The 23,539-nt window shown below is 63.7% G+C and carries 23 protein-coding genes and 2 tRNA genes; 9 read left to right on the top strand and 16 right to left on the bottom strand.

Features of this window, described 5'->3' with window-relative positions:
- Nucleotides 1-81: 81 nt before the first annotated feature.
- Nucleotides 82-711, bottom strand: coding sequence for a riboflavin synthase subunit alpha (locus tag IEI94_RS04710; protein ID WP_191166059.1), 630 nt, complete (start codon nucleotides 709-711; stop codon nucleotides 82-84).
- Between the two features lie 409 nt (nucleotides 712-1,120).
- Here IEI94_RS04710 and IEI94_RS04705 point away from each other — a divergent pair, with 409 nt between their 5' ends.
- The 4 genes from IEI94_RS04705 to IEI94_RS04690 all read left to right on the top strand — a co-directional run bounded on the left by IEI94_RS04705 (nucleotide 1,121) and on the right by IEI94_RS04690 (nucleotide 4,227).
- On the top strand, nucleotides 1,121-2,164 hold the full coding sequence (locus IEI94_RS04705; protein WP_191166057.1) for a methionine ABC transporter ATP-binding protein: 1,044 nt from the start codon (nucleotides 1,121-1,123) through the stop codon (nucleotides 2,162-2,164).
- Entirely contained in the window at nucleotides 2,145-2,798 is a 654-nt protein-coding gene (locus tag IEI94_RS04700; protein WP_191166055.1) for a methionine ABC transporter permease, read from the top strand. The genes IEI94_RS04705 and IEI94_RS04700 overlap by 20 nt, the downstream gene beginning before the upstream one ends.
- Before the next feature lie 71 nt (nucleotides 2,799-2,869).
- Nucleotides 2,870-3,703, top strand: coding sequence for a MetQ/NlpA family ABC transporter substrate-binding protein (locus IEI94_RS04695; RefSeq protein ID WP_191166053.1), 834 nt, complete (start codon nucleotides 2,870-2,872; stop codon nucleotides 3,701-3,703).
- A 56-nt stretch (nucleotides 3,704-3,759) separates the two neighbouring features.
- Nucleotides 3,760-4,227, top strand: a complete 468-nt coding sequence (locus IEI94_RS04690) for a GAF domain-containing protein (RefSeq protein ID WP_191166051.1) — start codon at nucleotides 3,760-3,762, stop codon at nucleotides 4,225-4,227.
- Nucleotides 4,228-4,290: 63 nt separating this feature from the next.
- Here the strand turns inward: IEI94_RS04690 and IEI94_RS04685 are convergent.
- The 3 genes from IEI94_RS04685 to glpK form a co-directional block, all read right to left on the bottom strand.
- Nucleotides 4,291-4,367 (bottom strand) — tRNA-Val (locus tag IEI94_RS04685).
- Nucleotides 4,368-4,396: 29 nt separating this feature from the next.
- Nucleotides 4,397-4,473 (bottom strand) — tRNA-Val (locus IEI94_RS04680).
- A 116-nt stretch (nucleotides 4,474-4,589) separates the two neighbouring features.
- A complete protein-coding gene (glpK, locus tag IEI94_RS04675) occupies nucleotides 4,590-6,071 on the bottom strand; it encodes a glycerol kinase GlpK (RefSeq protein ID WP_191166049.1) in 1,482 nt (493 codons plus the stop codon).
- Between the two features lie 230 nt (nucleotides 6,072-6,301).
- On the opposite strand from glpK, the gene IEI94_RS04670 reads away from it, so the two are divergent.
- Nucleotides 6,302-7,060 carry a DeoR/GlpR family transcriptional regulator gene (locus tag IEI94_RS04670; protein ID WP_191166047.1) on the top strand — a complete coding sequence of 253 codons (759 nt, stop codon included), beginning with the start codon at nucleotides 6,302-6,304 and terminating at the stop codon, nucleotides 7,058-7,060.
- Nucleotides 7,061-7,083: 23 nt separating this feature from the next.
- Here the strand turns inward: IEI94_RS04670 and IEI94_RS04665 are convergent, their stop codons facing one another.
- The gene (locus tag IEI94_RS04665; RefSeq protein ID WP_191166045.1) at nucleotides 7,084-8,463 is read right to left on the bottom strand and encodes a class II fumarate hydratase; all 1,380 of its coding nucleotides are present in this window, start codon (nucleotides 8,461-8,463) and stop codon (nucleotides 7,084-7,086) included.
- A gap of 135 nt (nucleotides 8,464-8,598) precedes the next feature.
- On the opposite strand from IEI94_RS04665, the gene IEI94_RS04660 reads away from it, so the two are divergent.
- On the top strand, nucleotides 8,599-9,162 hold the full coding sequence (locus tag IEI94_RS04660; protein WP_224749928.1) for a carboxypeptidase-like regulatory domain-containing protein: 564 nt from the start codon (nucleotides 8,599-8,601) through the stop codon (nucleotides 9,160-9,162).
- 12 nt (nucleotides 9,163-9,174) lie between these two features.
- Here IEI94_RS04660 and hda read toward each other — a convergent pair whose 3' ends face one another.
- Nucleotides 9,175-9,876, bottom strand: a complete 702-nt coding sequence (gene hda, locus IEI94_RS04655; RefSeq protein WP_191166043.1) for a DnaA regulatory inactivator Hda — start codon at nucleotides 9,874-9,876, stop codon at nucleotides 9,175-9,177.
- Nucleotides 9,873-10,949 (bottom strand): AI-2E family transporter, encoded by a 1,077-nt coding sequence (locus IEI94_RS04650; RefSeq protein WP_191166041.1) that lies wholly within the window; start codon nucleotides 10,947-10,949, stop codon nucleotides 9,873-9,875. Before IEI94_RS04650 ends, hda begins: the two co-directional genes overlap by 4 nt.
- Nucleotides 10,950-11,096: 147 nt before the next feature.
- Between IEI94_RS04650 and purM the strand changes: the two genes are divergently transcribed.
- The gene (gene purM, locus IEI94_RS04645; protein ID WP_191166039.1) at nucleotides 11,097-12,179 is read left to right on the top strand and encodes a phosphoribosylformylglycinamidine cyclo-ligase; all 1,083 of its coding nucleotides are present in this window, start codon (nucleotides 11,097-11,099) and stop codon (nucleotides 12,177-12,179) included.
- A complete protein-coding gene (gene purN / locus IEI94_RS04640) occupies nucleotides 12,176-12,919 on the top strand; it encodes a phosphoribosylglycinamide formyltransferase (protein ID WP_191166037.1) in 744 nt (247 codons plus the stop codon). The genes purM and purN overlap by 4 nt, the downstream gene beginning before the upstream one ends.
- Before the next feature lie 3 nt (nucleotides 12,920-12,922).
- Here the strand turns inward: purN and dcd are convergent, their stop codons facing one another.
- From dcd to IEI94_RS04620, 4 genes are all read right to left on the bottom strand, one after another.
- Entirely contained in the window at nucleotides 12,923-13,489 is a 567-nt protein-coding gene (gene dcd, locus IEI94_RS04635; RefSeq protein WP_191166035.1) for a dCTP deaminase, read from the bottom strand.
- 110 nt (nucleotides 13,490-13,599) lie between these two features.
- Nucleotides 13,600-14,400, bottom strand: coding sequence for an iron-sulfur cluster carrier protein ApbC (apbC, locus tag IEI94_RS04630; RefSeq protein WP_191166251.1), 801 nt, complete (start codon nucleotides 14,398-14,400; stop codon nucleotides 13,600-13,602).
- A gap of 183 nt (nucleotides 14,401-14,583) precedes the next feature.
- Nucleotides 14,584-15,603 (bottom strand): hypothetical protein, encoded by a 1,020-nt coding sequence (locus IEI94_RS04625; RefSeq protein WP_191166033.1) that lies wholly within the window; start codon nucleotides 15,601-15,603, stop codon nucleotides 14,584-14,586.
- A 162-nt stretch (nucleotides 15,604-15,765) separates the two neighbouring features.
- Entirely contained in the window at nucleotides 15,766-16,371 is a 606-nt protein-coding gene (locus IEI94_RS04620) for a hypothetical protein (protein ID WP_191166031.1), read from the bottom strand.
- A gap of 307 nt (nucleotides 16,372-16,678) precedes the next feature.
- Between IEI94_RS04620 and IEI94_RS04615 the strand changes: the two genes are divergently transcribed.
- The gene (locus IEI94_RS04615; RefSeq protein WP_191166029.1) at nucleotides 16,679-17,710 is read left to right on the top strand and encodes a serine hydrolase domain-containing protein; all 1,032 of its coding nucleotides are present in this window, start codon (nucleotides 16,679-16,681) and stop codon (nucleotides 17,708-17,710) included.
- A 12-nt stretch (nucleotides 17,711-17,722) separates the two neighbouring features.
- Here the strand turns inward: IEI94_RS04615 and IEI94_RS04610 are convergent, their stop codons facing one another.
- The 5 genes from IEI94_RS04610 to IEI94_RS04590 are packed head-to-tail and all read right to left on the bottom strand — an operon-like array spanning nucleotide 17,723 to nucleotide 23,513.
- Complete coding sequence (locus IEI94_RS04610) at nucleotides 17,723-19,147, bottom strand: glycosyltransferase family 2 protein (RefSeq protein ID WP_191166027.1); 1,425 nt, start codon at nucleotides 19,145-19,147, stop codon at nucleotides 17,723-17,725.
- Nucleotides 19,147-20,322 carry a HEAT repeat domain-containing protein gene (locus IEI94_RS04605; protein ID WP_224749927.1) on the bottom strand — a complete coding sequence of 392 codons (1,176 nt, stop codon included), beginning with the start codon at nucleotides 20,320-20,322 and terminating at the stop codon, nucleotides 19,147-19,149. Before IEI94_RS04605 ends, IEI94_RS04610 begins: the two co-directional genes overlap by 1 nt.
- The gene (locus IEI94_RS04600; protein WP_191166026.1) at nucleotides 20,279-21,049 is read right to left on the bottom strand and encodes a YaiO family outer membrane beta-barrel protein; all 771 of its coding nucleotides are present in this window, start codon (nucleotides 21,047-21,049) and stop codon (nucleotides 20,279-20,281) included. The genes IEI94_RS04605 and IEI94_RS04600 overlap by 44 nt, the downstream gene beginning before the upstream one ends.
- On the bottom strand, nucleotides 21,049-21,453 hold the full coding sequence (locus tag IEI94_RS04595) for a response regulator (protein WP_191166024.1): 405 nt from the start codon (nucleotides 21,451-21,453) through the stop codon (nucleotides 21,049-21,051). Before IEI94_RS04595 ends, IEI94_RS04600 begins: the two co-directional genes overlap by 1 nt.
- The gene (locus IEI94_RS04590; RefSeq protein ID WP_191166022.1) at nucleotides 21,450-23,513 is read right to left on the bottom strand and encodes an ATP-binding protein; all 2,064 of its coding nucleotides are present in this window, start codon (nucleotides 23,511-23,513) and stop codon (nucleotides 21,450-21,452) included. The genes IEI94_RS04595 and IEI94_RS04590 overlap by 4 nt, the downstream gene beginning before the upstream one ends.
- Nucleotides 23,514-23,539 lie beyond the last annotated feature (26 nt).

Here is a 23,539-nt window from a genome sequence, read left to right as displayed (position 1 = left end):
GCTCTATCTATAAGCAAGCCCTGCGCCATTGGCCACTCGCGCCACCAACGAAAACTTGACGGAGCGGTCAAAGCAAGCGTTTCAGTGCCCTTGGCGACTCGCCATCACCCGCTCGACGGTCTCGACGATGGCCTGGGTCTGGGGGTCGATCTCGATGTTGACACGATCGCCGGGGCGCCGCTCTGCGAGGGTGGTACGCGCCAGGGTCTCGGGAATCAAATTGACACAGAAGCGCACCCGCCCTGCCGTGCCAGTCGCCACGCCACCGATGGTCAGGCTGATACCGTCCACACCAATATAGCCCTTGTCGAAGATGAAACGGCCGAACTCGGCGTCCAGCTCGAACCACAGCCGGCGATTGTTGGGCGCCTCGTCAAGCTCCACCAGCTCGGCCATGCTGCTGACGTGACCCGACATGGCATGACCGCCGATCTCGTCTCCAAAGCGCGCTGCACGCTCGATATTGACGCGATCCCCCTCCTTCACCGCACCAAGGTTGGTCAAACGCAGGGTCTCACGCATCAAGTCAAAACTGACCTGATCCCCCTCGATGGCAGTGACCGTCAGGCACACGCCGTTGTGTGCCACCGAAGCGCCCAGCGCCAGACCGTCGCGCAGCGCTGCGTCGAGCTCTAGCACATGGGTGCGAAACGCGGTTTTTTCGATGACCCGGGTGACCGTAGCCATGCCCTGTACGATGCCTGTGAACATGCTCTCTCCTGACCCTGGACGACCCACGCCCGGCTGTCGTGACGAGCGTTGGAAAGCCGTCGAGTGTAATGAATGAACGTGCCAGGCGTCCACGCTGGGTGCGCCGCCAACGCCCCGCCGCGATCAGCAGAAAAATCTTCAAATAGTGGAAATACAGGAAAAATTACCACATCGCTGGCAAGTGACACTCACCTTGGACTAAAGTCGTTGACATTATTCGAGTGCGACGCCTAGAATCCTCAGCACATATTCAGGCGCCGATTTGACCCCGGATTGCGGGCGCCCTCCTTCCCACCAGGGAGGGAGAAGTGCAGCTAAAAGGGTGTGTCCAGCGTTGATGGCCACCCGCCAGGGTGGCCTTTTTTTTGCCCGCTGCCTCCGCCCGCCGGCGCCGTAACGCGACAGGACCATGATTACACTCTCCAACGTCTCCAAGACCTACGGCCAGGGCGACAGCGCCGTCGAAGCGCTCAAGCCGCTCGACCTGCACGTGCCCGAAGGCGCCATCTACGGCGTTATCGGCCTCTCCGGCGCCGGCAAGTCGACACTGATCCGCTGCGTCAATCTGCTCGAGCGCCCCACCAGCGGCAGCGTAAGCGTCGACGACCAGGAGCTCACGGCGCTCAACGGCACGGCGCTCAACCAGGCTCGTCACCGCATCGGCATGATCTTCCAGCATTTCAACCTGCTGGCTTCGCGGACGGTGTTTGCCAACGTCGCCCTGCCCCTCGAGCTGATGGGCGTGCCGCGCGTCGAGATCCGTCAACGGGTACTCCCGCTGCTCGATCTGGTCGGCCTCAGCGACAAGACCGAGCAGTATCCGGCACAGCTCTCCGGCGGCCAGAAACAACGAGTGGCCATCGCCCGCGCCCTGGCAAGCAAGCCCAAGGTGCTGCTCTGCGACGAGGCGACCTCGGCCCTCGACCCACAGACCACCGGCTCGATCCTGGCCCTACTGCAGGAGATCAATCGCAGCCTGGGGCTGACCATCCTACTGATCACCCACGAGATGGAGGTGGTCAAGCGGATATGCCATCGGGTCGGCCTGATCTCGGACGGCTATCTGGTGGAGGAAGCCGAGGTAGGCGACTTCTTTACCGCCCCGAGCACACAGCTGGGCCGCGAGTTCATCAACGAGTTTCTCGAGCTCGAACCGCCGCGGGCGCTGATCGAACGCCTCGACGCCGCACCCGGCGACCATTCACATCCAGTAGTACGTCTGGCGTTTTCCGGCGACGCGGTATCCACGCCGCTGATCTCGCGCCTGGCCCGCGACTGCCAGATCGACGTCAGCATCCTGCAGGCCAAGGTCGAGTCGATACAGGATCGCACCCTGGGACTGATGATCGCTGAGCTGATCGGGCCCGCGGACAAGACCCGCGAGGCCATCGACTACCTCGAAACCCATGATCTCCACGTGGAGGTGCTCGGCCATGTCCAGCGCGATGATTGACCTGATACTCAAGGCCACCTTCGACACCCTCTATATGGTCGGCATCTCGAGCCTGATCTCGGCGCTGCTCGGGGTACCACTGGGCGTGCTGCTGTATGTCACCCGGCCGCGCCAGATCCTCGCTCAACCATTGCTCAACCGGGTCCTGGGGGTCGTCACCAATATCGGCCGCTCGGTGCCCTTCATCATCCTGATGGTAGCGATCATTCCCTTCACGCGGATGATCGTCGGCACCTCGATCGGCACCAACGCCGCTATCGTGCCGTTGACCATCGCGGCGATTCCGTTCGTGGCGCGACTGGTCGAGGGTGCCCTCAACGAGATCTCGCCGGGGCTGATCGAGGCCGCCCAGTCGATGGGTGCCACGCCACTGCAGATCATCACCAAAGTGCTGCTGCCCGAGGCACTCGGCGGCATCATCACCGGCCTGACCATCACCGTGGTGACCCTGGTCAGCTATTCGGCGATGGCCGGTGCGGTGGGCGGTGGCGGCCTGGGCGATCTGGGCATCCGCTACGGCTACAACCGCTTCGACCCGATGATCATGCTGATCACCGTGGCGATCCTGGTGGTCATGGTCCAGGGCTTCCAGAGCCTCGGCGACCACCTGGTGCGCCGCACCGATCATAAATAGCGCGCCGGCCACGGAGTGCGCCAGCGCCTTTACCGCCTCTGCGGAGGCATTTCTCAGGAGAACTCACCATCATGCACGCTACTCTGTCACGCACCCTATCCCCCGCCCGCCTGCTCGGCGGCGCCGTGATCACCGGCAGCCTGCTACTGTCCGGCTGCGGTAACGGCGACGATGCCGACGCCAGCCGCTCGATCAGCGTCGGGACCGTGGCCGGTCCCGAGACCGAGGTCATGGAAGTCGCCGTGCGCCTCGCCAAGGAGGAGTACGATCTCGACGTGGAGATCGTCGAATTCACCGATTACGTCTCCCCCAACGCCGCACTGGCCGACGGCAGCCTCGATGCCAACGCCTATCAGCACGAACCCTACCTGCAGAGCATGGTCGAGGATCGCGGCTACGAGCTGGTCGCCGCCGGGCGCAGCTTCGTCTACCCGATCGGCGCCTACTCCGAGCGCCACACCAGCATCGACGAGCTGCCCGATGGCGCCATCATCGCGCTTCCCAACGACCCGTCCAACGAAGGCCGCTCACTGATCCTGATGCACAACGAGGGCCTGATCGAGCTCGACGACCCGGAGAACCTCGAGGCCACGCCAGTCAACGTGATCGAGAACCCGCGCGACTTCCAGTTCCGCGAGATCGAGGCCGCCCAGCTGCCGCGCGTGCTACCCGACGTCGACATGGCGTTCATCAACAACACCTTCGCCCAGCCCGCCGGCCTCAGCCTCAACGATGCCCTGGTCCGCGAAGGCCCCGACTCGCCCTACGTCAATCTGATCGTGGTGCGTGCCGGCGACGAGGAGCGTGAAGAGATTCGTCAGTTGGTCAGCGCGTACCAGCGCGACGAAGTGGCCGCCAAGGCCGAAGAGCTGTTTGATGGCGGCGCGATTCCCGGCTGGGAGTAAGGCCCGCATCGGCACTCGGCCGGCCTCGTGCCGGCCGAGTGCGGCAAGGAGATCTCATGCAAGCGAACTATGATCTACTGGCACGTCAGCTGGAGGCACTGCTGGACAGCCGCGACTGGCTGACCAACAGCGCCCAGACCTGCGCCTTCATCATGCACAGCGTGCCCGACCTCAACTGGGTGGGTTTCTACCTGCAGCGCCAGCCCGAGCTGCTGTCACTGGGGCCTTTTCAGGGCAAGCCAGCCTGCCACCCGATCCCCTTCGACAAGGGCGTGTGCGGTGCGGCAGCGCGCAGCCTCGCGACCCAGCGTGTCGACGATGTCCATGCAGTGGCCGAGCATATCGCCTGCGATGCGGCCTCACGTGCGGAGTTAGTGGTGCCAATCCTCAACGGAGAACGGCTATGGGGCGTGCTCGACCTCGACAGCCCACTCCCGGCGCGTTTCGCGGCCGTCGACCAGGCCGGCATCGAGCAGCTGGCGGCCGTCTTTACTAGCCGCAGTGACCTGGACGCCGCAGACTGATTACCTGGGGCCTAGACGCAAAACGGCCCCTCGGTGCTGCCTGAGGGGCCGTTTTTACGATTCTGGTAGGACCAAGCGGATTTGAACCGCTGACCTCCACGATGTCAACGTGGCGCTCTAACCAACTGAGCTATGGTCCTGCTGTGATTGCCCATGGCTACCGAAGAGATGGTAGGACCAAGCGGATTTGAACCGCTGACCTCCACGATGTCAACGTGGCGCTCTAACCAACTGAGCTATGGTCCTACTGCCTTCCAGGAGACAGCTTGCCTGGCAACGGATGCGTATTTTACGCATCCGCCCCACGAATGCAATAGTGGCGCAAAAAATCTTCACGATCAGCCGCTTGGAGACGTCCCGCGTCAGGATTTGACGCGTGCCACGGCATCCTGCCAGCCTTGATAGAGGCGCTCTCGCTCCTCCCCCGGCATGTTCGGCTCGAAGGTGCGCTCACAGCGCCACAGTTCGGCTATCTCCTCCAGATCGCGGTACCAGCCGATCTGCAGGCCGGCCAGGTAGGCAGCCCCCAGTGCCGTGGTCTCGAGCACCGTAGGCCGATCCACTGGAACGCCCAACATGTCGGCCAGGAACTGCATCAGCCAGTTGTTGCGGACCATGCCACCATCGACCCTCAACGTACCGGTATTGGCGGCCATGTCATCGTTCATGCAAACCTGCAAGTCGCGGGTCTGGTAGCAGACCGCCTGCAGCCCCGCGGCGACGATTTCGGCGATCCCGGTATCCCGGGTCAGCCCGAAAATGGCCCCGCGCGCCTGAGGATCCCAATGCGGCGCGCCGAGCCCGGTGAAGGCCGGGACCAGGTAGACGTGGTGACCTTCACGGGTCTTTCTCGCCAAGGCTTCGGTCTCGGCCGCATCGTGAAACAGCTTGAGTCCGTCCCGCAGCCACTGCACCGTAGCACCGGCCACGAAGATACTGCCCTCCATGGCGTAGGTCGGTTTGCCATTCAGGCGATAACCCACCGTGGTCAGCAGCCGGTTGCGAGAGGTTTCGGCGCTGTCGCCGGTATTGAGGATCATGAAACAGCCGGTCCCGTAGGTACTCTTGCCCATCCCGGGCTCGAAGCAGGCTTGCCCGAACAGCGCCGCCTGCTGATCACCGGCCACGCCGGCAATGGGCAGCGCCGTACCCAGGAAACCCTCACGCGCGTGACCAAAATCATCGCTGGAGTCCTTGACCTCCGGCAGCAGTGAGGCCGGAATATCGAACAGCGCCAGCAGCTCATCGTCCCAGCACTGCTGATGAATATTGAACAGCGCCGTGCGTGAGGCATTGGTCGCATCGGTGGCGTGTACCCTGCCACCGGTGAGGCGCCAGATCAGGAAACTGTCGACGGTGCCGAAGGCCAGTTCACCGCGCTCGGCTCGCTCCCGCGCACCCTCGACGTGCTCAAGCAGCCAGGCCAGCTTGGTGGCAGAAAAATAGGGATCGATCAACAGCCCGGTTCGCGCCTGGACCAAGGAGGTGTGGCCAGCATCGCGCAGTCGCTGGCACAGGTCGGCAGTACGCCGGTCCTGCCAGACGATCGCCCGATGCAGCACCTCGCCGGTATTGCGATCCCACAGCAGCGTCGTTTCGCGCTGATTGGTGATGCCGATGCCGGCCACCTCGTCGGCGCCGATACCCGCCTGATCGAGCACCTGACGACAGGTCTGCTCTACGCTCTGCCAGATATCCTCGGCATCGTGCTCGATCCAGCCATCTTCGGGAAAGTGCTGGGTGAACTCCTGCTGAGCCACCTCGACGACGTTAGCCTGCCGGTCGAAAAGGATCGCCCGCGAACTGGTGGTACCCTGATCGATGGCAAGCAGGTAGGCAGGCATGGCGCGGTCCTCTTGTATTGTTCGCTTTGATTTTCGTTTTCGCTGAATATATGTTCGTTTTCGACAACTGGAGACTAAACTACTCGCGTGAATGGCTCAAACCTTTGCATGCGACGCTCTCTTGCACCTTAGTCGAATGCTAGCCACGGTGACTGCAGCGGCCACTGCGTATACCCGATGTTGCATATCCTCGAAATCACGTAGACTAATCACAACGTCAAGGAGGTCGCATGAATCAGCGGGAACGTCAGGACGCTATCGTGGCACTGGTGAAACGCCAGGGCTATGCCGCCATCGAACAACTTACCAGCCACTTCGACGTCACGCCCCAGACGGTTCGCCGCGACCTCAATGCGCTGGCCGCGGAAGGGCTGATACGCCGCGTGCACGGTGGCGCCGGGCTCGAATCGAGCACCGTCAACACCTCCTACAGTACCCGCAAGACGCTCAACCTGGATGCCAAGCGCCGCATCGCCCACCTGTTGGCGTCAAAGATTCCCGACAACGCCTCGCTGTTCATCAATATCGGCACCAGCAATGAGGTGATCGCCGACGCCCTCGATCACCACAAGGGGCTCGAGGTGATTACCAACAACCTCAATGTGGCGGCCACTCTGCAGCACAAGGAAGACTTCAATGTCATCGTCGCCGGGGGCCAGGTGCGGGCTCGGGATGGCGGCATCATCGGTGAGGCGACCATCGACTTCATCAACCAGTTCAAGGTCGATTTCGGCATCATCGGCATCAGCGGCATCGATGAAGACGGCTCACTCCTCGAGTTCGACTATCAGGAGGTGCGCGTCGCCCAGGCGATCATCCGCAACTCGCGGCAGGTCTACCTGGCGGCCGATCACTCCAAATTTCATCGCAATCCGGTGGTGCGCCAGGGCAATATTTCACAGCTGGACGCCCTGTTCACCGACCGCCAGCCACCCGACACCATCTGCCGGCTGCTCGAGAGCCATGACGTGGACCTGCATATCGCCTGACGCCATGTTCACTTACGAACAGTCTATTCCGGAATTCCCCCTCGGGTCAGCGCAGCCGGATCCAGCAATCGCTCGAGCGCTTCACGCGACAGCTCGGTCTGCTCTTCGGCAACGTCGAGTATTGGCCTGCCCGCCTGGTAGGCCTGCTTGGCAATCGCCGCCGCGGCGTCGTAGCCAATCACCGAATTGAGCGCCGTGACCAGGATCGGGTTACGCGCCAGTGGCTCACGCAGATGGGCTTCTCGAACCGTGAAGGTGGCAATCGCACGGTCGGCGAGCAACTGACTGATATTGCCGAGCAGTGCAATCGACGTCAGCAAGTTGTTGGCGATCAGCGGCAGCATCACGTTGAGCTGGAAGTTGCCGCTCTGGCCGGCGATGGTCACCGCGCTATCCAGCCCGATCACCTGGGCGGCCACCTGAGCGGCGGACTCCGGGATCACCGGATTGACCTTGCCCGGCATGATCGAACTGCCCGGCTGCAGCGCCTCGAGTTCGATCTCGCCGAGACCCGCCAGCGGTCCCGAGTTCATCCAGCGCAGGTCGTTGGCGATCTTCATGACCACGCAGGCGTAGCCGCGGAGATGACCGGAGAGCTCTACGGCGGCGTCTTGTGAGGCCAGACTGGCAAACAGGCTATCGTTGGGTGACAGTTCGAGCCCGGTCTGTTCGCCTAGCACTCGTGCCATGCGCTCGGCGAACTCTGGATGGGCATTGATACCGGTCCCCACGGCGGTCCCCCCCTGGGCCAGTCGACCCAGGCGCTGCTGGCCGCTCGTCAAGCGCTCACCGGCCTGCGCCACCTGGCTCGCCCAGGCACCCAGCTCCTGACTCATGCGTATCGGCATGGCGTCCATCAAGTGGGTGCGCCCCGTCTTGACCACCCCATCCAGCTCGACCGCTCGCGCCTCGATGGTCCCGCGCAGGTGACGCAGTGCCGGCAGCAGTCGATGCTCTACCTCGACAGCCGTGGAAAGATGCAGCGCAGTGGGAATGACGTCATTGCTCGACTGGCCCATGTTGACATGGTCATTGGCCCCTACCCTCAGGTCCTGGCGCGTTGCCAAGCGGGCGATCACCTCGTTGACGTTCATATTGGTGGAGGTGCCGGAGCCGGTCTGGAAGACATCCACTGGAAACTGATCGTCGTGGCGGCCATCGAGGATTTCCCGTGCCGCGGCGGCAATGGCCTCGGCGCGGGGCTGGTCGAGCAATCCCAGCTCTGCGTTGACCCGGGCCGCAGCCAGCTTGACCTGTGCCACGCCACGAATGAAGGCCATCGGCATACGCTGGCCGCTGACCGGAAAGTTGTTCACAGCACGCTGGGTCTGGGCACCGTAGAGGGCATCTGCAGGCACCTCCAGCTCGCCCATGCTGTCTCGCTCGCGTCGTGTCTTGCTCATGCTCGCCTCCGTGTCGATGAGCTCTTACCCTTACCATGGTAGCGGGCCGAGCAGCTTTCAAGCGGCAGTGGCGCCGTCGATGGCCGCAGCATAGACTCACTATTCCGCTGGGCACATGGATGCAGGAGAGACCCGATGCACCGCAGGCTGATGAGGTACCTGATAATTGCCGCCGCTGGCCTCGCCGCGAGCGGCTGTCAGCTGATCGACACCACGCCAGGGCCACCGCCGGAGCGCATCGAGGTGACCGACGTCGGCACCGACGCCGAACGCGCTCCTGACGAAGGCCCACCGCCGGGTCGCGTGGCTCGTGAGGTGGCCTTCCCCGAAGCCGAATACGCGGCACTCGAGAAACAGGGCAGCGCCTCGATCAGTGGTCGTCTGACCCTGGATACTGCCTCGGGCACCGTGGTCGGCCGCAATAGCCGAGTGTCGGTGGCGCCGGTCACCACCTACTCGGCGGAAGCTGCCGAGAAGGCGCTCGCCGGTCAGGCCGTTGAACCCGCCGACCCCCGCGCCCAGGCCTATACCCACCAGGCCAGCACCGATGATGACGGCCGCTTTACCGTCAACGGTCTGCCGGCAGGCGACTACTACGTTTCGGGCAGCGTCACCCCGGCCGACGGCCGGCCACGGATCATCATCAATCAGGTCAGCGTGAGCAACGGTCAGCGCGTCAACGTTAATCTGAGCCGCTGAGGCGCTGGGCCATTACCACCCAAGCGCCTGCTTGACGAAGGGAATGGTCAGCTTGCGCTGAGCAGACAGCGAGGCACGATCCAGCGTGTCCAGGGCGTCGCACATATCCCCCAGACGCCGCGGCCCGCGGTGCAGCATGTAGCGCGCGACTTCATCGGGCAGCAGCATGCCGCGCACCTTGGCACGTAGCTTGAGCGCCGCCAGGCGTCCCTCGTCATCCAGCGGATGCACGTGAAAGGTGGTGCCCCAGGTCAAGCGCGAGGCCAGATCGGGCAGCGCCACCTCGAGCTGCCGCGGCGCCGCTGGCGCGGCAATCACCAGTCGCTTGCCGGCATCGCGGAGTCGATTGAAGGCGTGGAACAGCGCCTCCTCCCAGCGTTTTCGGCCCAGCACTCGGTCGAGATCGTCGATGGCCACCAGGTCGAGACGCTCTGCATCCTCGAGCATATGCGGTGGGAAGTGGCCAAGTTCGGCGAGGGGCAGGTAGAGCGCTCGCTTATCGCGATCCGACGCCGCATGGCAAGCGGCCTGCAGCAGATGGCTGCGACCGACGCCGGGCGCGCCCCAAACGAACAGGAAGGGCTCGCCGTCCGGCTGGCACTGGGCGCGCAGTGTTTCCACCAGGCTAGTATTGCCCGTCGGCTCGAAGTTGGCGAAGGTGGCATCGTCACGCAACCCAACGCCAAGCGGCAACTGTCCAGGGCCAGCGGTCATTGAGGATCCTCATCACTGCCGTCATTCCGCACAGCATCATATAAGGTACTGTTTTTATAGCGCTCTTTAACCTCTTTCAAGAGTACCATGATGACCGCCGCGGCGGGCAGCGCCAGCAATACGCCGGTAAAGCCAAACAGATTGCCGCCGGCCAGCACGGCGAAGATCACCGCCACCGGATGCAGGCCGATCTTGTCGCCCAGCAGCTTGGGCTGCAGGACGGTGCTCTCTACCGCCTGACCGATACTGAATACCGCCACCACACCGAGCAGCGCCAGCCAGGTGCCGAACTGGAAGAACGCCACCACCAGCGCCACGCTGATGCCGACAATAAAGCCCAGAAACGGCACGATGCTGGCGAGCCCAGCCAGCAGGCCGATCAGCAAACCGAAGCGCACCCCCATCAGGGTCAAGCCCAGCGCGTAGATCGCCCCCAGGCACAGCATCACCAGCAGCTGTCCACGCAGGAAGGCCGAGAGGACTTCATCGCAGCGCTTGGCCAGCCGCGTCACATCTGGCTCCCACTGGCGCGGCAACAGGCTACGGATGCTGTGCAGCAGGCGCTCCCAGTCCAGCAGCAGGTAGAACGCCACCACCGGCACCAGCGAGAGATAGGTGATCCAGGTCAGGAAAGCGCGTCCGGAGCGACCGACATGGCCCAGAATCTCGGCGGCCGGACCGGCGGCTTCCTGCCAGTGCTCGGCCAGGGTTTCCTGCAGGTTGTCGAGTTCAGCGCTGAGATCATAGCCGGTCCAGGCTTGAAGCTGGGGCGCCAGCACCGTTTCGAACCACTCGAAGATATTCGGCACCACCTCACCAAACTGACGGGCCTGCTGGACTGTCAGCGGAATCAGGATCAACAGGCTGATACTGAGCACCAGGATCAGTACCAGGAACACCCCGGTCACCGCCATCGGCCGCGAAAGCCCCAGCCGCTGCAGCCGGTTGGCCAGCGGATCGCCTAGGTAGGCGATAATCATCCCGGCGATGAATGGCATCAACATCGACTCGAGCTGCATCAGCAGCCACACTAAACCAACCCCAACCGCCAGCAACCACCACTCTCTGCGCATCCGTTACTCCCTGGCGCCGATTCGCCACTCCAGTGGCGCTATCCCATGCATTTGCCACGCACCGGCGGTGCGGGCACTGTCAGGTGATGCTACAATTCACGCCGCATTTTCACCCCATCTCTCCGCAGTACTTCGACAGGATTGGTCATGACCCGCAGCTCGTCCGACTCCTCCCAATCACCCCAGCCGTCTCTCAGCTACAAGGACGCTGGTGTGGATATCGACGCCGGCAATGCCCTGGTGGAACGCATCAAGGGCGTTGCCAAGCGTACCACTCGCCCCGAGGTAATGGGCGGACTCGGCGGCTTTGGCGCACTGTGCCAACTGCCCAGCGGCTATCGCGAGCCGGTACTGGTATCCGGTACCGACGGCGTCGGCACCAAGCTGCGCCTGGCCATGGACCTCGCCAAGCACGACACCATCGGCATTGACCTGGTCGCCATGTGCGTCAACGACCTGGTGGTGGCCGGCGCCGAGCCGCTGCTGTTTCTCGACTACTATGCCACGGGCAAGCTGGATGTGGACATCGCCGCCGACGTTGTGACCGGTATCGGCGAAGGCTGCTTCCAGGCCGGCTGCGCGCTGGTCGGCGGCGAGACCGCTGAAATGCCGGGCATGTACGCAGGCAGCGACTACGACCTGGCCGGTTTCTGCGTGGGCGTGGTAGAGAAGTCCGACATCCTCGACGGCAGCAAGGTCGCCGCGGGTGATGTACTGCTGGGCCTGGCCTCCTCCGGCCCGCACTCAAACGGCTACTCGCTGATCCGCAAGATCCTCGAAGTCTCCTCGGCGCCGCTCGACACCAAACTCGACGGCCAGCCACTTGGCGACGCCCTGCTCGCGCCGACCCGCATCTACGTCAAGCCGCTGCTGTCGCTGATCAAGGAGAGCGGCGTCGAGGTCCACGCACTGTCCCATATTACCGGCGGTGGGCTACTCGAGAATATCCCCCGCGTGCTCCCCGACGATCTCACCGCTCACGTCGACGTGACTAGCTGGACCCGGCCGGCGGTCTTCGACTGGCTACAGCAGCAGGGTAACGTCGACGAGCATGAGATGCACCGCGTGCTCAATTGTGGCGTGGGCATGGTAGTAGTGGTCTCTGCCGCCCAGGCCGAGGCAGCCCAGGCGCATCTCGAGGCCCAGGGGGAGCAGGTCTATCGCCTCGGCGAGATCAGCGCTCGCCGCAGCGACGAAGCTCAGGTCCAACTGGAGAACCTCCCGGCATGAGCAGCACCACGGACGCCCCTACTCCGGCCAGCGACACCCTCAACGACTTCACCGCCGAGGCTAGCGAGGCGCGCCGCGTAGTGGTCTTGATCTCCGGCAATGGCAGCAACCTGCAGGCCCTGATCGACGCTCAGTCCTATGACGAGCTCGGAGGCGAGATCGTCGCGGTGATCTCCAACCAGGCCGACGCCTATGGCCTCAAACGCGCCCGCGACGCCGGCATCGACGCCGTGGCCCTGCCCCACCGCGAATACGATAGCCGCGAGGCCTTCGATGGCGCCTTGATCAAGGTGATCGAACGTCACGAGCCCGACCTGATCGTGCTGGCCGGCTTCATGCGCATCCTCACGCCGCTATTCGTGCAGCGCTTCTACGGCCGCCTGATGAACATTCACCCCTCGCTGCTACCCGCCTACCAGGGCCTCGGCACCCATGCCCGGGCACTGGCCGACGGTGTCAGCGAGCACGGCTGCAGCGTGCACTTCGTCACCGAAGAGCTCGACGGCGGTCCTGTGGTGATACAGGCCGCCGTCGCGGTGAATCCCGAGGACGACGAAGCCACCCTCAAGGAGAAGGTGCACGTCCGTGAACACCTGATCTACCCGATCGCCGTGAAGTGGTTTCTGGAGGGCCGCCTGCAGCTTGGCCAGCAGGGCCCGACTCTCGACGGCATGCCGCTGCCGCCGCAAGGGCTAAGGCTGTCGCATGCCGATGCGGCGGAAGAGCTGGACGAAGAGTAGCGCTCAGGTTCTGGGGAGCGTCACGCCGCGCTGCCCCATATACTTGCCGCCGCGGTCCTTGTAAGAGATATCGCACACCTCGTCGGACTCCAGGAACAGCATCTGCGCCACGCCTTCGTTGGCGTAGATCTTGGCCGGCAGGTTGGTGGTATTGGAGAACTCCAGCGTTACGTGGCCTTCCCACTCCGGCTCCAGCGGCGTGACATTGACGATGATCCCACAGCGGGCATAGGTCGACTTGCCCAGGCAAATCGTCAGCACGCTGCGTGGAATACGGAAATACTCCACCGTACGCGCCAAGGCGAAGGAGTTGGGGGGTATCACGCAGACGTCGCCCTTGATATCGACGAAGCTCTTCTCGTCGAAGGCCTTGGGATCGACCACCGCCGAGTGAATATTGGTGAACACCTTGAAGTCGTCGGCGCAGCGCACGTCGTAGCCGTAGCTCGACGTCCCGTACGAGATCACCCGGCGCTCGTCCACGTAGCGCACCTGGTCGGCCTCGAACGGCTCGATCATGCCTTCCCGCGCGGCCATGCGGCGGATCCACTTGTCGGATTTGATGCTCATCGGGGCGTCCTTGATGGGGCGAAAACTGCCGCGCCATTGCGCCAGCAGAAAGAAATCGGGCCGTTATGATAACGGCCCGTTCGACGAATACAAAGTTGGCAGTGCCTGGATCAGTCGCCGAAGCTGATGGTCGGCCCCTCCGACTGCTGACCGGCCACCCCATCGGCCACCGCGCGAGCCACACCGCGGAAAGTCGCTGCTGCCTCGCTATCCGGGTCGCTGATCACCGTTGGGCGGCCGCCGTCGGACTGTTCGCGAATCGACAGGGTCAGCGGCAGCTGGCCGAGCAGCTTGGTCTGATACTGCTCGGCGATGCGCTTGCCACCGCCAGCGCCGAAGATCGGCTCGCTGTGCCCGCATTCGGAACAGACGTGCAGACTCATGTTCTCGACCACGCCGAGTACCGGCACGTTGACCTTGCGAAACATCTCGATACCCTTGCGCGCATCCAGCAGCGCAATATCCTGCGGCGTAGTGACGATCACCGCTCCCGACACCGGTACCTTCTGGGCCAGGGTCAGTTGGATGTCACCGGTCCCTGGGGGCATATCGATAAACAGATAGTCGAGGTTGTCCCAGGCGGTCTGGTTGAGCATCTGCTGGAAGGCCCCGGCCACCATCGGACCGCGCCATACCATCGGCTCGTTGATGTCGACCATGAAGGCCATCGACATGGCCTGGATACCGTGGGCCTCGAGCGGCTGAAACTGATTCTCGCCGGCCTGCTGTGGCCGCACGCCTTCGCCGATACCCAGCATCTGCGCCTGGCTGGGGCCATAGATATCAGCGTCGAGCAGTCCCACGCGGTAGCCTTCAGCGGCCATCGCCAGCGCCAGATTGACGGTCACGGTGGACTTGCCTACGCCCCCCTTGCCCGAGGCCACGGCGACGATATGCTTTACCCCTTCAATCACGGTTCACTCCTGCTGGTCGGTCATGGCGACCGGTGATGGCCGGTCGGTGTGTTGGCCAGTATAACCCGCTGATCGCCGGTATAACCAAGCGCTGCACTCAACTTTAGCACTGCGCATGAAAAACGGCGGCGAGCGTTATGCTCGCCGCCGTGTCAGGGCACCTGCGCCTAAGAGGTAAAATCATTCGTCCTCTTCCTGCTCTGCAGTGGCTGCTTCAAGACTGGCTTCGAGCTCGCTGAGCTCGTCGCGCCAGCTGGCCAACTGGGCTTCAAGACGCTCGAGCTGCTCAGTGCGGGCGCTGGTCTGCTCGGAGAGCTCGTTGAGCCGCGCATCCGCCTCTTCGACCTGCGCCTGGGTCTCCTCGTACTCGTTGAGAGCAGCTTCGAGACCCTCTTCGACGTGGTCAAAGCTCTGCTGTGAGGCAGCGATCTGAGCATCGAGCTCATCAAGGGTCGCTTGACGCTCCTCGGCCTGACCTTCCAGCGCGTCGATCTCCTCCTGCAGTGCCGCGATGCGATCCTGACCGGACTCGATCTGGCTGGCCAGCTCGGCCTGACGCCCTTCCGCCTCGGCGATCTGCTCCTCGAGACCTTCTAACTCTTCCCGGGCACTATCACGGGCGTCTCGCGCTTCTTCCGCCTGGGCTTCCAGCGTCTCAAGCTCGGCCTGCTTTTGCGCAACCTGCTCGTCCAGCGTCTGAGACTGCTCATTGAGCTCCTCGACCTGCTGTTCGAGTTCGTTGCGACGCGCAGCCAGCTCCTCTTCCTGCTCCTGACGGCGAGCCTCGAGTTCCTCTTCCTGCTCTTGGCGGCGTGCCTCGAGCTCTTCTTCCTGCTCAGCCTGACGCGCCTCGTAGGCACTCTCCTGCTCAGCCAGCTGCGCTTCGCTCTCGGCGAGCTCGTTCTCGACCTCGGCCAGACGTTCACGAGCCTGTTCGGTATCCTCTTCGAGCGCCGCCAGCTCCTGCTGGGCTTCATCGACGCTACCTTGCGCCTCGGCAAAGGTATCGACTTCGCTGCGCAGCGCATCATTGTCGCTTTCCAGCACCGCAACGCGCTCTTCGAGGCTATCACGCTCCTCGCGTGCAGAGCTTGCCCCGGAGCTGGCAATCAAGGCATAGACCAGTGCGATCACCGCAACGCCGGCCAGGATTCGCACCCGATTGTCTCGGGAGAGCTCACTTATCGATTGTTGTGCCATCTATCGATTCCCCTTAGTCAACTGCGTTTACGCCGCCTCGCTCGCACGACGCTAGGGTAAGACTCACACCATCAGCATACACACTCACGGCAACCAGGAAAGGCGCCCTCACAAATTGTCATGCCAGGGCATGACGCTCTGCCATTACAAGGGTGATGAAAATCAGTCATCTGAAGGCGGGGTAATTCGCCAGCGCGATAGCCAGGCCGAGCCCCGGACCTCCATACCCAGCTCCTCGAGCCACTCGACGACCTTGAGATTGGACTGATGCCCGGCCCAGTAGTCACGCGAGTAGGGGACGAAATAGAGACCATAGGTGTCGCTGTAAGCGGGCGGCGCGGGGGCCGCCGCGTGATAGGCATCGAGTCGCTGTCGCAGGGCCTCGACGCGCTCAGACTCCGCCTCCAGCTCATATACCCGTTGGCGCCCCTCGGGGGTCACGCGCGAGGGCAGCGGCGATGCCTCGACGGCTTGGTGATCCATGCGGCCAAGACCGCTGGCGGTCGGCCATAGCAGCGCCGACAGACCCGCCATGGTTCCACGGCGCCCCTCCACATACCAGTCCCACTCGCCGAAGGAGTAGCGAGTGAGCCCCTCTGCATGGGGAATCACCAGACTGGCATGGCGACCGTGATCGACCAGATAAACCGACTGTGGTGTCTCGACCCCGGCGTCCGGGACGACCCGTGCCGCACAGCCGCCAAGCAGCATGGCGGCAAGCAGGGATCCGAACACCCGTAACGCTAGATCGGGAGACTTGCCGCGCATGGCCTACGTCAGCGTAGGCCGAGCAGAGATAAGACGAACATCACAACCACTATCAGACCGATGATATAGATAATGCTTCGCATGGTGGCACTCCTTGCATCTCAAGTAGGTAGTAGGCAAAGCGGCGTCATCCTGACGTCACGCCATTGCCTCACATCATCAGCGCTTGCCACGCCGACGCTTCCAGCCTAGCAGCCTGCCATGGCCTTGCCCACCTGTCGCTTTTCATCTCGATGGGCGGCCAGCGGGAACCAACCACAGCCCGCCAGGCTCGAAACCAGGCCAACCACCTCAAGGAGATTCGCCTATGTCCGCCTCGCCTCAGGGATGGTCGCGATCGCTGCTCATCGTGCTGACGAGTCTGACGCTGATTGGCCTGGTGGCTTCCAGCGCGGCAGCCGATGTGCCGTCCGAGCAGGCGCTTGCTGACATGCGAGACGCAACCCAGCGACTCGACAGAGTGCATGCCTTGGTGGTCGCTCATGACGGCGAGATTGTACTAGAGCACCACCAGGGTGGCCCCGGGACTGCCGCACCCGCCAATGTGAAATCGCTATCCAAGACCGTGCTGGCGGCACTCACCGGAGCCGCCATTCACGCCGGGGTAATAGAGAGCGACAGTCAGCCACTGGTCGAGCTGCTGGGGGATCGCGTGCCGGCCAATGCCGACCCGCGGGTCAACGAGATTACCGTGGGCCACCTGCTGGCGCTGCAGGCCGGACTCGAACGCACCTCCGGCAGCAACTACGGTGCCTGGGTGGCCAGCAACGACTGGGTGGCGGATGCCCTGCGTCGTCCTTTCGTCGACGAGCCCGGCGGGCGCATGCTCTACTCCACCGGCTCAAGCCACCTGCTCTCGGCGGCGCTGACAGACGCCAGCGGCGAGTCGACCCTAGCACTGGCTCAGCGGCTGCTGGGCGACCCGCTGTCGATCAACATTCCGGCCTGGGCACGCGACCCCCAAGGCATCTACTTCGGCGGTAACGACATGCTGCTGTCACCGCGTGCGCTGGTACAGATCGGCGAGCTCTATCGTCACGACGGCCAGCTCAACGGCCAGCGCATTCTGCCTGAAGGGTGGGTCGAACGCTCCTGGACCGCCCGCGGCAGCTCACCCTGGACCAATGACGGCTACGGCTACGGCTGGTTCGTGACTGATCTGGCCGGCGAACCGGCCTACTATGGCCGCGGTTTCGGCGGACAGGCACTGTTCGTGGTGCCTGAGCGCGCGCTGACGATTGCCATCACCTCGGATCCCAACCCGCCCTCTCCCGGAGGCCAGTTTCAGCGCCAGCTCAATGGCCTGGTCGAGATATTACTCGCGGCCGACCAACCCTGAATAAGCTGGCACTTAATCGCTGCCCCACTGCCCGCTCCGCTTCATGGCCCCCCACTGATGCTTGCGGCGGGTAAACCACTGCCACAGCCCGCGGCAGCGCCACAGGGTATTGAGCTGGCGGTAGCCGAAGTTCTCCAGAATCGCGACCAGGAACAGTCGCAGCATGTCGCGTCGGCGCTGATAGACACGAAAGGAGAGCGTCTCCAGCAGCAGGCCGTTGACCGATAGCAGAATCCCCATGCCGATCGCCACCAGCAGGAACAGCGTCAGCGCCAGCGGCGAAATGATGCCCAGACTGAACCCCACGATCATGAACAGATAGCCGGCCGCTTCGACCAGCGGCCCCAGCCACTCGAACAGCGTCATGAACGGCCAGGCCAGGTGCCCCGGCGCCCCGCCGCGGGGGCTGGTGGCAAGACGAGTATGGCGACTCAGGCTTTCAGCTAGCCCGCGCTGCCAGCGGCTACGCTGGCGTCCCAGGGTTCCCAGGTCCTCGGGCGCCTCGGTCCAGCAGATCGGGTCGGGCAGGTAGCAGATGCGGTAGGGCAGGCGCTGCTCGCGGTGGTAGCGATGCAGGCGTACCACCAGCTCCATGTCCTCGCCCACCGTGGTGGTGCTGTAGCCGCCCACCGCCATGACGCGTTCGCGGTCGAACAGCCCAAACGCACCGGAGATGATCAGTACCGCATTCATCGGCGACCAGCCGAGCCTGCCGAACAGGAAGGCCCGCAGGTACTCGACGATCTGGAAACGCGCCAGCAGGCTATCGGGAATGCCTGCCTCGAGCAGGAAGCCGCCACGCACCTTGGAGCCATTGGCGATACGCACGGTGCCCCCCGCCGCCACGGTGCGCTCATCCTCGAGAAATGGCTGCACCACCCGCAACAGGCTGTCGCGCTGCAGGATCGAGTCGGCATCCACCGCGCAAAAAAGCCCGTGTCGCGCCGCATTGATCCCCGCGTTGAGGGCATCGGCCTTGCCGCCGTTGACCTTGTCGAGCACCTTGAGATTGGCGTAGCGCCGCGAGCGGTAGGCCCCGATCACCTCCTGATGCGGCACCGTGCGCCGCAACGGCTCGGGATAGGGCTCCAGCTCGAAGGTGTCGATCAGCACCGCCAGCGTCTCGTCCTTGGAGCCGTCGTTGATCACCACCACTTCGAACTCGGGGTACTGCAGCTGCAGCAGCGACAGGATCGAGGTGCGAATGGTCGCCGCCTCGTTGTACGCCGGCACCAGCACCGAGACCGCCGGCTCGACGCCAAGATAGGGCGCATCCTCACCGAGCTCGGCCCGTTGCCGCATGTAGCGGCGCAGGCTGATCATCGACAGCAGGTTGAGCGCCAGGTAACCACCGTTGAGCAGTACGAAATAGCCGATAAAGCCGACTTGGCCCCACCACACCCAATCGATGCTCGCCAGTCTGGCCAGGATCTCCATCAGCGTTTCCCCTCGGCCATGGCACGGCGCAGGGCATCCTGGCCATAGCGATCCGCCAGCGATTCCAGCAGCATCGTCAACGCGACGTCATCCATGTCGGGCAGCGCTACCAGCGCATCTGCCGCCGCCTGACGTACCCACCAGTTGGGGTCGGCGAGCAGCGGAACCATCAGCGCCTTGTCGGCAGCGCTGGATTGACGACGCAGTGCCGCCAGAGCCGCCAGCCTCACCGTCGGCGCCTCACTGTCCAGGTACACCAGCAGCAGGTCACGGTCGCGGGGGTCGCGTAGCTCGCCGAGACTGCGAAGCGCCGCGCAGCACGCTTCCTCGCCCAGCCCTTGCCACGCATCGCTGGCTTGCGCTACGGCCAGATAGCGACGCGCCCAGGGCGCGGCCTGGCTGGGTTCGGCCCATGCCAGTAGCGCAACGGCGCGCCCTTCACTGCCTTGAGGGGCATTCAGTTCTGCTAACAGTGGTTCAGTCACCGCCTGACGGCCGGCCTGCTGACACAGCGCTTCAAGGCGTGGCAGCGCCCAGTCGCGACGCGCCTGCACGCGCTGCATGATGCGCTGCATGGCACGCTCGGCGTCCATCGCTACCAGCGTCTGAGCGGCCGCTAGAGAGACCGCCACATTGCGCGATTCAAGCAGCGGCAACACCGCCGGCCAGTGGCTGGCATCCGCCAGATAGCGCAGGCAGGTCAGCGCCACCAGGCGATGGTGGACCGCACGGCTTTCGAGCAAACTCAATACGGGACTCAGCATGCCAAGCTGCTCAAGCAGGACGTTGAGCCGCTGCTGCGCCATACCGCGCAGCTGTCGCTGCATTCGACTCCACAGCAGCAGAAACCATAGCCGCTCTCGACGGCCGCGCGGGGGCGCGGGGAGCGCGCGCTCATCTGCCTGCATGCTCCAGGCCGCCAGATGCGGCCGCCAGCCGGCGATAAACGCCTGCCGACGAACTTCACGTCGAGATGCCAGCTCGGAGAGCACCAGCACCTGGGACATGATCACCAGAGTAAGCAATGCCAGGGCCATGGCGCTGTAAACCGCCAGGCGCAAGGCGGGGTCTTGCGGCAGGCTAGCGAGCCTCGCCAACGCCGTCATGATCAGTTCCGACGCTGTCTCGAGGTCAGAAAGCACGTCGCACGCCCAGTTGGATCCCGTGTCGATCATAGAGATCACCCTGACTGAGAGTGCCCAGCTCCCACGACAGGGCCCAATTCGTATCCAGCCAGTGGCGGCCACGCACCGTGAACGAGGTCACATCGCTGGTCACTACCTCGCCGCCAGGCACGCCCTCCTCTTCTTGGCCAGCACTAGCGCGCACACCGATCACGCTGCGTTCGTGATAGTAGTGATCGAGTGCCACGGCATGGCCTACCGGGTTGCCGGCACCCTGAACCTCGCTGACGTTGAGGGTGTAAGCCGCACGCCAATTGCCCCAGTAGCGCTCGGCGCCAAGCGCCAGGCGATCTACACGCGAGGCGTCGTACTGGGTGCGGCGCACGCTGGCGCTGCCCACAAAGCCCTGCGACAGCCGGCGCTGCAGTCTCAGGTCTGCATACCACTCGGGCAGGAAATCTGCGTCAAACGTCCTCCCCACTTCGGGCTGCAGTACCCAATTGCCATCCAGCGGCACGGCGGCCCCCAGCTCGAGCCCCTCGTCCCAGATACCGAAGCGCCTCTCGCGTAGCGCCGCGCCGTACCAGGTCGTCTCACCGGGGCGACTCGATTGCAGATCGAGGCGCTGGGTCTGCCAATCGTCAAAGCCGCTATCAAGGCTCTCGTAGCGGTAGGATATCTCGCCTTCAAGACGCCGCTCCTCGGCCATAAGGTCGCCGCCGATCACCGCCAGCAGCACCGCCAAGCCTGACGAGCGTCGCAACCTAGCCCTACGCATCAGCGTCTCCTCATAAAACGACGCAGCCGCGCCAGCAGCTCATCGGGTTGAAAGGGCTTGGTCACGTAATCATCGGCACCCAGCTCCAGGGCCCGCACGATATCGGCTTCGCGTGCCTTGGCCGTCAACATCAGCACCGGCACCGCTTGCCATCCCGGCTGAGCGCGTAGCCGCTCGAGTATCTCCAGGCCATCGTGATAGGGCAGCATCACGTCAAGCAAGACCAGGGCCGGGATATCGCCACTGATATCGGATGAAGCGATGCGCTCAAGTGCCTGGCGCCCGTCGGCGGCATGCTCCACCGTATAGCCGTTACGCTCAAGCAGAAAGCGGATCAGAAAGGCTATGTCTTCCTCATCCTCGACCATCAGGATACGCGACGCGCTAGTGGCGGCTTCACTCATAGAGTCTCCTTACCAGCGATTACCGACGATGAATCACGGCGTGGCAGTCGTACCCGGAAGCGGGTGCCCTGACCCGGCGTCGAGGAAAAGTCGATCTCACCGCCCATCTGCTTGACCAGCGCGCGGGTGATCGCCAGACCCAATCCCGTGCCGCCGGTGCGGCGCCGGTCAGACGCATCAGCCTGGGCGAAACGCTCGAAGACCCGAGGCTGAAATGCCAGCGGGATCCCCGTCCCGTGATCTGTCACCGTCACCTCCAGCCACTCCGTCTCATGGAATGTCTGGGCGATGACTACCCGCTCACCGGGCGGCGAATGCTTGCAAGCGTTAGAGATCAGATTGGCCATGACCTGGGCAAAACGGTGGCGATCCACATCCACCAGGGCATCCAACGGCTCCCCCTCGGCCACCAGTCTGATCTCGAAACTTGCTGCTACCGGGGTATTGTCTCTTATTGCCGCTTCAACCAGTGGCCCCAGTGGCAACCTTTCCCAGTGGAAGGACAGGCCTCCGGATTCCAGTTTCTCGATATCCAGGATATCGTTGATCAGATGCATCAGCCGCTCGCTGTTGTTGTCAGCGATCTCCAACAGCGGCGCAGCATCTTCGGGCAGGCTGCCGGCCACTCCACTATTGAGCATGCTCACGGCCCCGCGAATGGCAGTCAAGGGCGTGCGCAGCTCATGGCTGACCGTGGCGATAAACTCCGCCTTCATGCGCTCCATTTCACGCCGTTCGGTGATATCCACCGCCACCGCCAACAGGTAGCGGCTGCCGTCGGACAGTGTCAGAGGCCGCTTGAGCAGCTGCAGGCAGCGGGTCTGGCCGTCGGCGTCCTGCACCTCGAGTGCCATGTCGCGCTGCTCCGGCTTGCCTGCCAGCAGCTCGCTGTCGCCGGCCATCAAGGGCAGCAAGCAGTGGCCGTGGTGCAGCTCGGCGGCGCAGCGGCCCTCCAACTGAGCAGGGCTGACACCCAGAAAGGCGGCAAAGGCCTGGTTGCACATACGAAATCGGCCGCTGATATCGCGGGCGAAGATCAGGTTCTCATCGCTATCGACAATGCTGCGCAGAAAGGTCTGCTGATCACGCAGCCGCCGCCGACTGCGCAGCCGATCGGTGACATCCCGACACACTGCCAGGTATTCACCGTCACGGGTGGGAAGCATGCGAACTTCAAATTCATCGCCGCTGGGGGCATGCCACATAAAGCTGTGCAGCAGGTCCTCTTCATCGCCCAGGCGTCCGGAGAGCGCCTCGACAAAATCTGGATCGATGGGGGGCGGAGGTTGCTCGCTGTGCATCAGACGACTCACGCCCTGCCCGGGCACAATGCGATAGAGTTCATCGGGTACCGCTGCAAGCAGTGCCTCCATGCGCGCCTCTCGGTGCTGTGCCTCGAGCGCCAGCCCCCGACGCAAGCGCAGATTTCGACTGACCGATAGAAATGCCGCCAGCAGCAGCCCAGCCGCCAGCAGCGCGCCGACCAAGCCCAGCCAGCGCGCCTGCTCGGCCTGCGCCTCGGCACGCCGGGTATCCGCCGCCAGGCGACTGCGCTCATCGGCTTCCAGCTGTTCAAGGGTCAGGCGCAGGCGATCCATGGTCTGACGCCCCCCGGCGGCCATCAACCGCAGCGAGGCGGCTTCCAGGCCATCGCTTTCGCGCACGGCAATGTTGGACTCGCTGATCTCGAGGCGCCTGGCAATCAACGCGTCCAGCTCGGCAAGCGGCGCATCAGCGGCCACGCCACGCAGCTCCAGCAGTTGCTGGAGTGACTCGCGCTCCGCGGCGATGCGTTCGCGCGCTTGATGATAAGGTTGCAGGTAAGCTGTCTGGCCGGTGATGACATAGCCGCGCTCACCGGTTTCGATATCCTGCAGGCTCAGCTGCATGTCCTGGATGACGGTGATCAACTCGAGACTATGGTTAACCTCGGCATTGGCTTCCAGCAGCGATTGCTGGACGCGCATGCCCTGCCAACCTAGGCCGAGCAGCAGTGTAAAGGCGAGAAGAAAGGCAAGGGTATGGCGCCAGGTTCCGGGGATTTTTCCTGCGTCGTGCAATCGTCATGCTCCCTGCAGAATGGATG

It is taken from the genome of Halomonas sp. ML-15 (assembly GCF_014779595.1).
Classification (GTDB): domain Bacteria; phylum Pseudomonadota; class Gammaproteobacteria; order Pseudomonadales; family Halomonadaceae; genus Franzmannia.
Note: the sequence above shows the minus strand (reverse complement) of the source record. Positions and strands in the feature narration are given on the sequence as shown.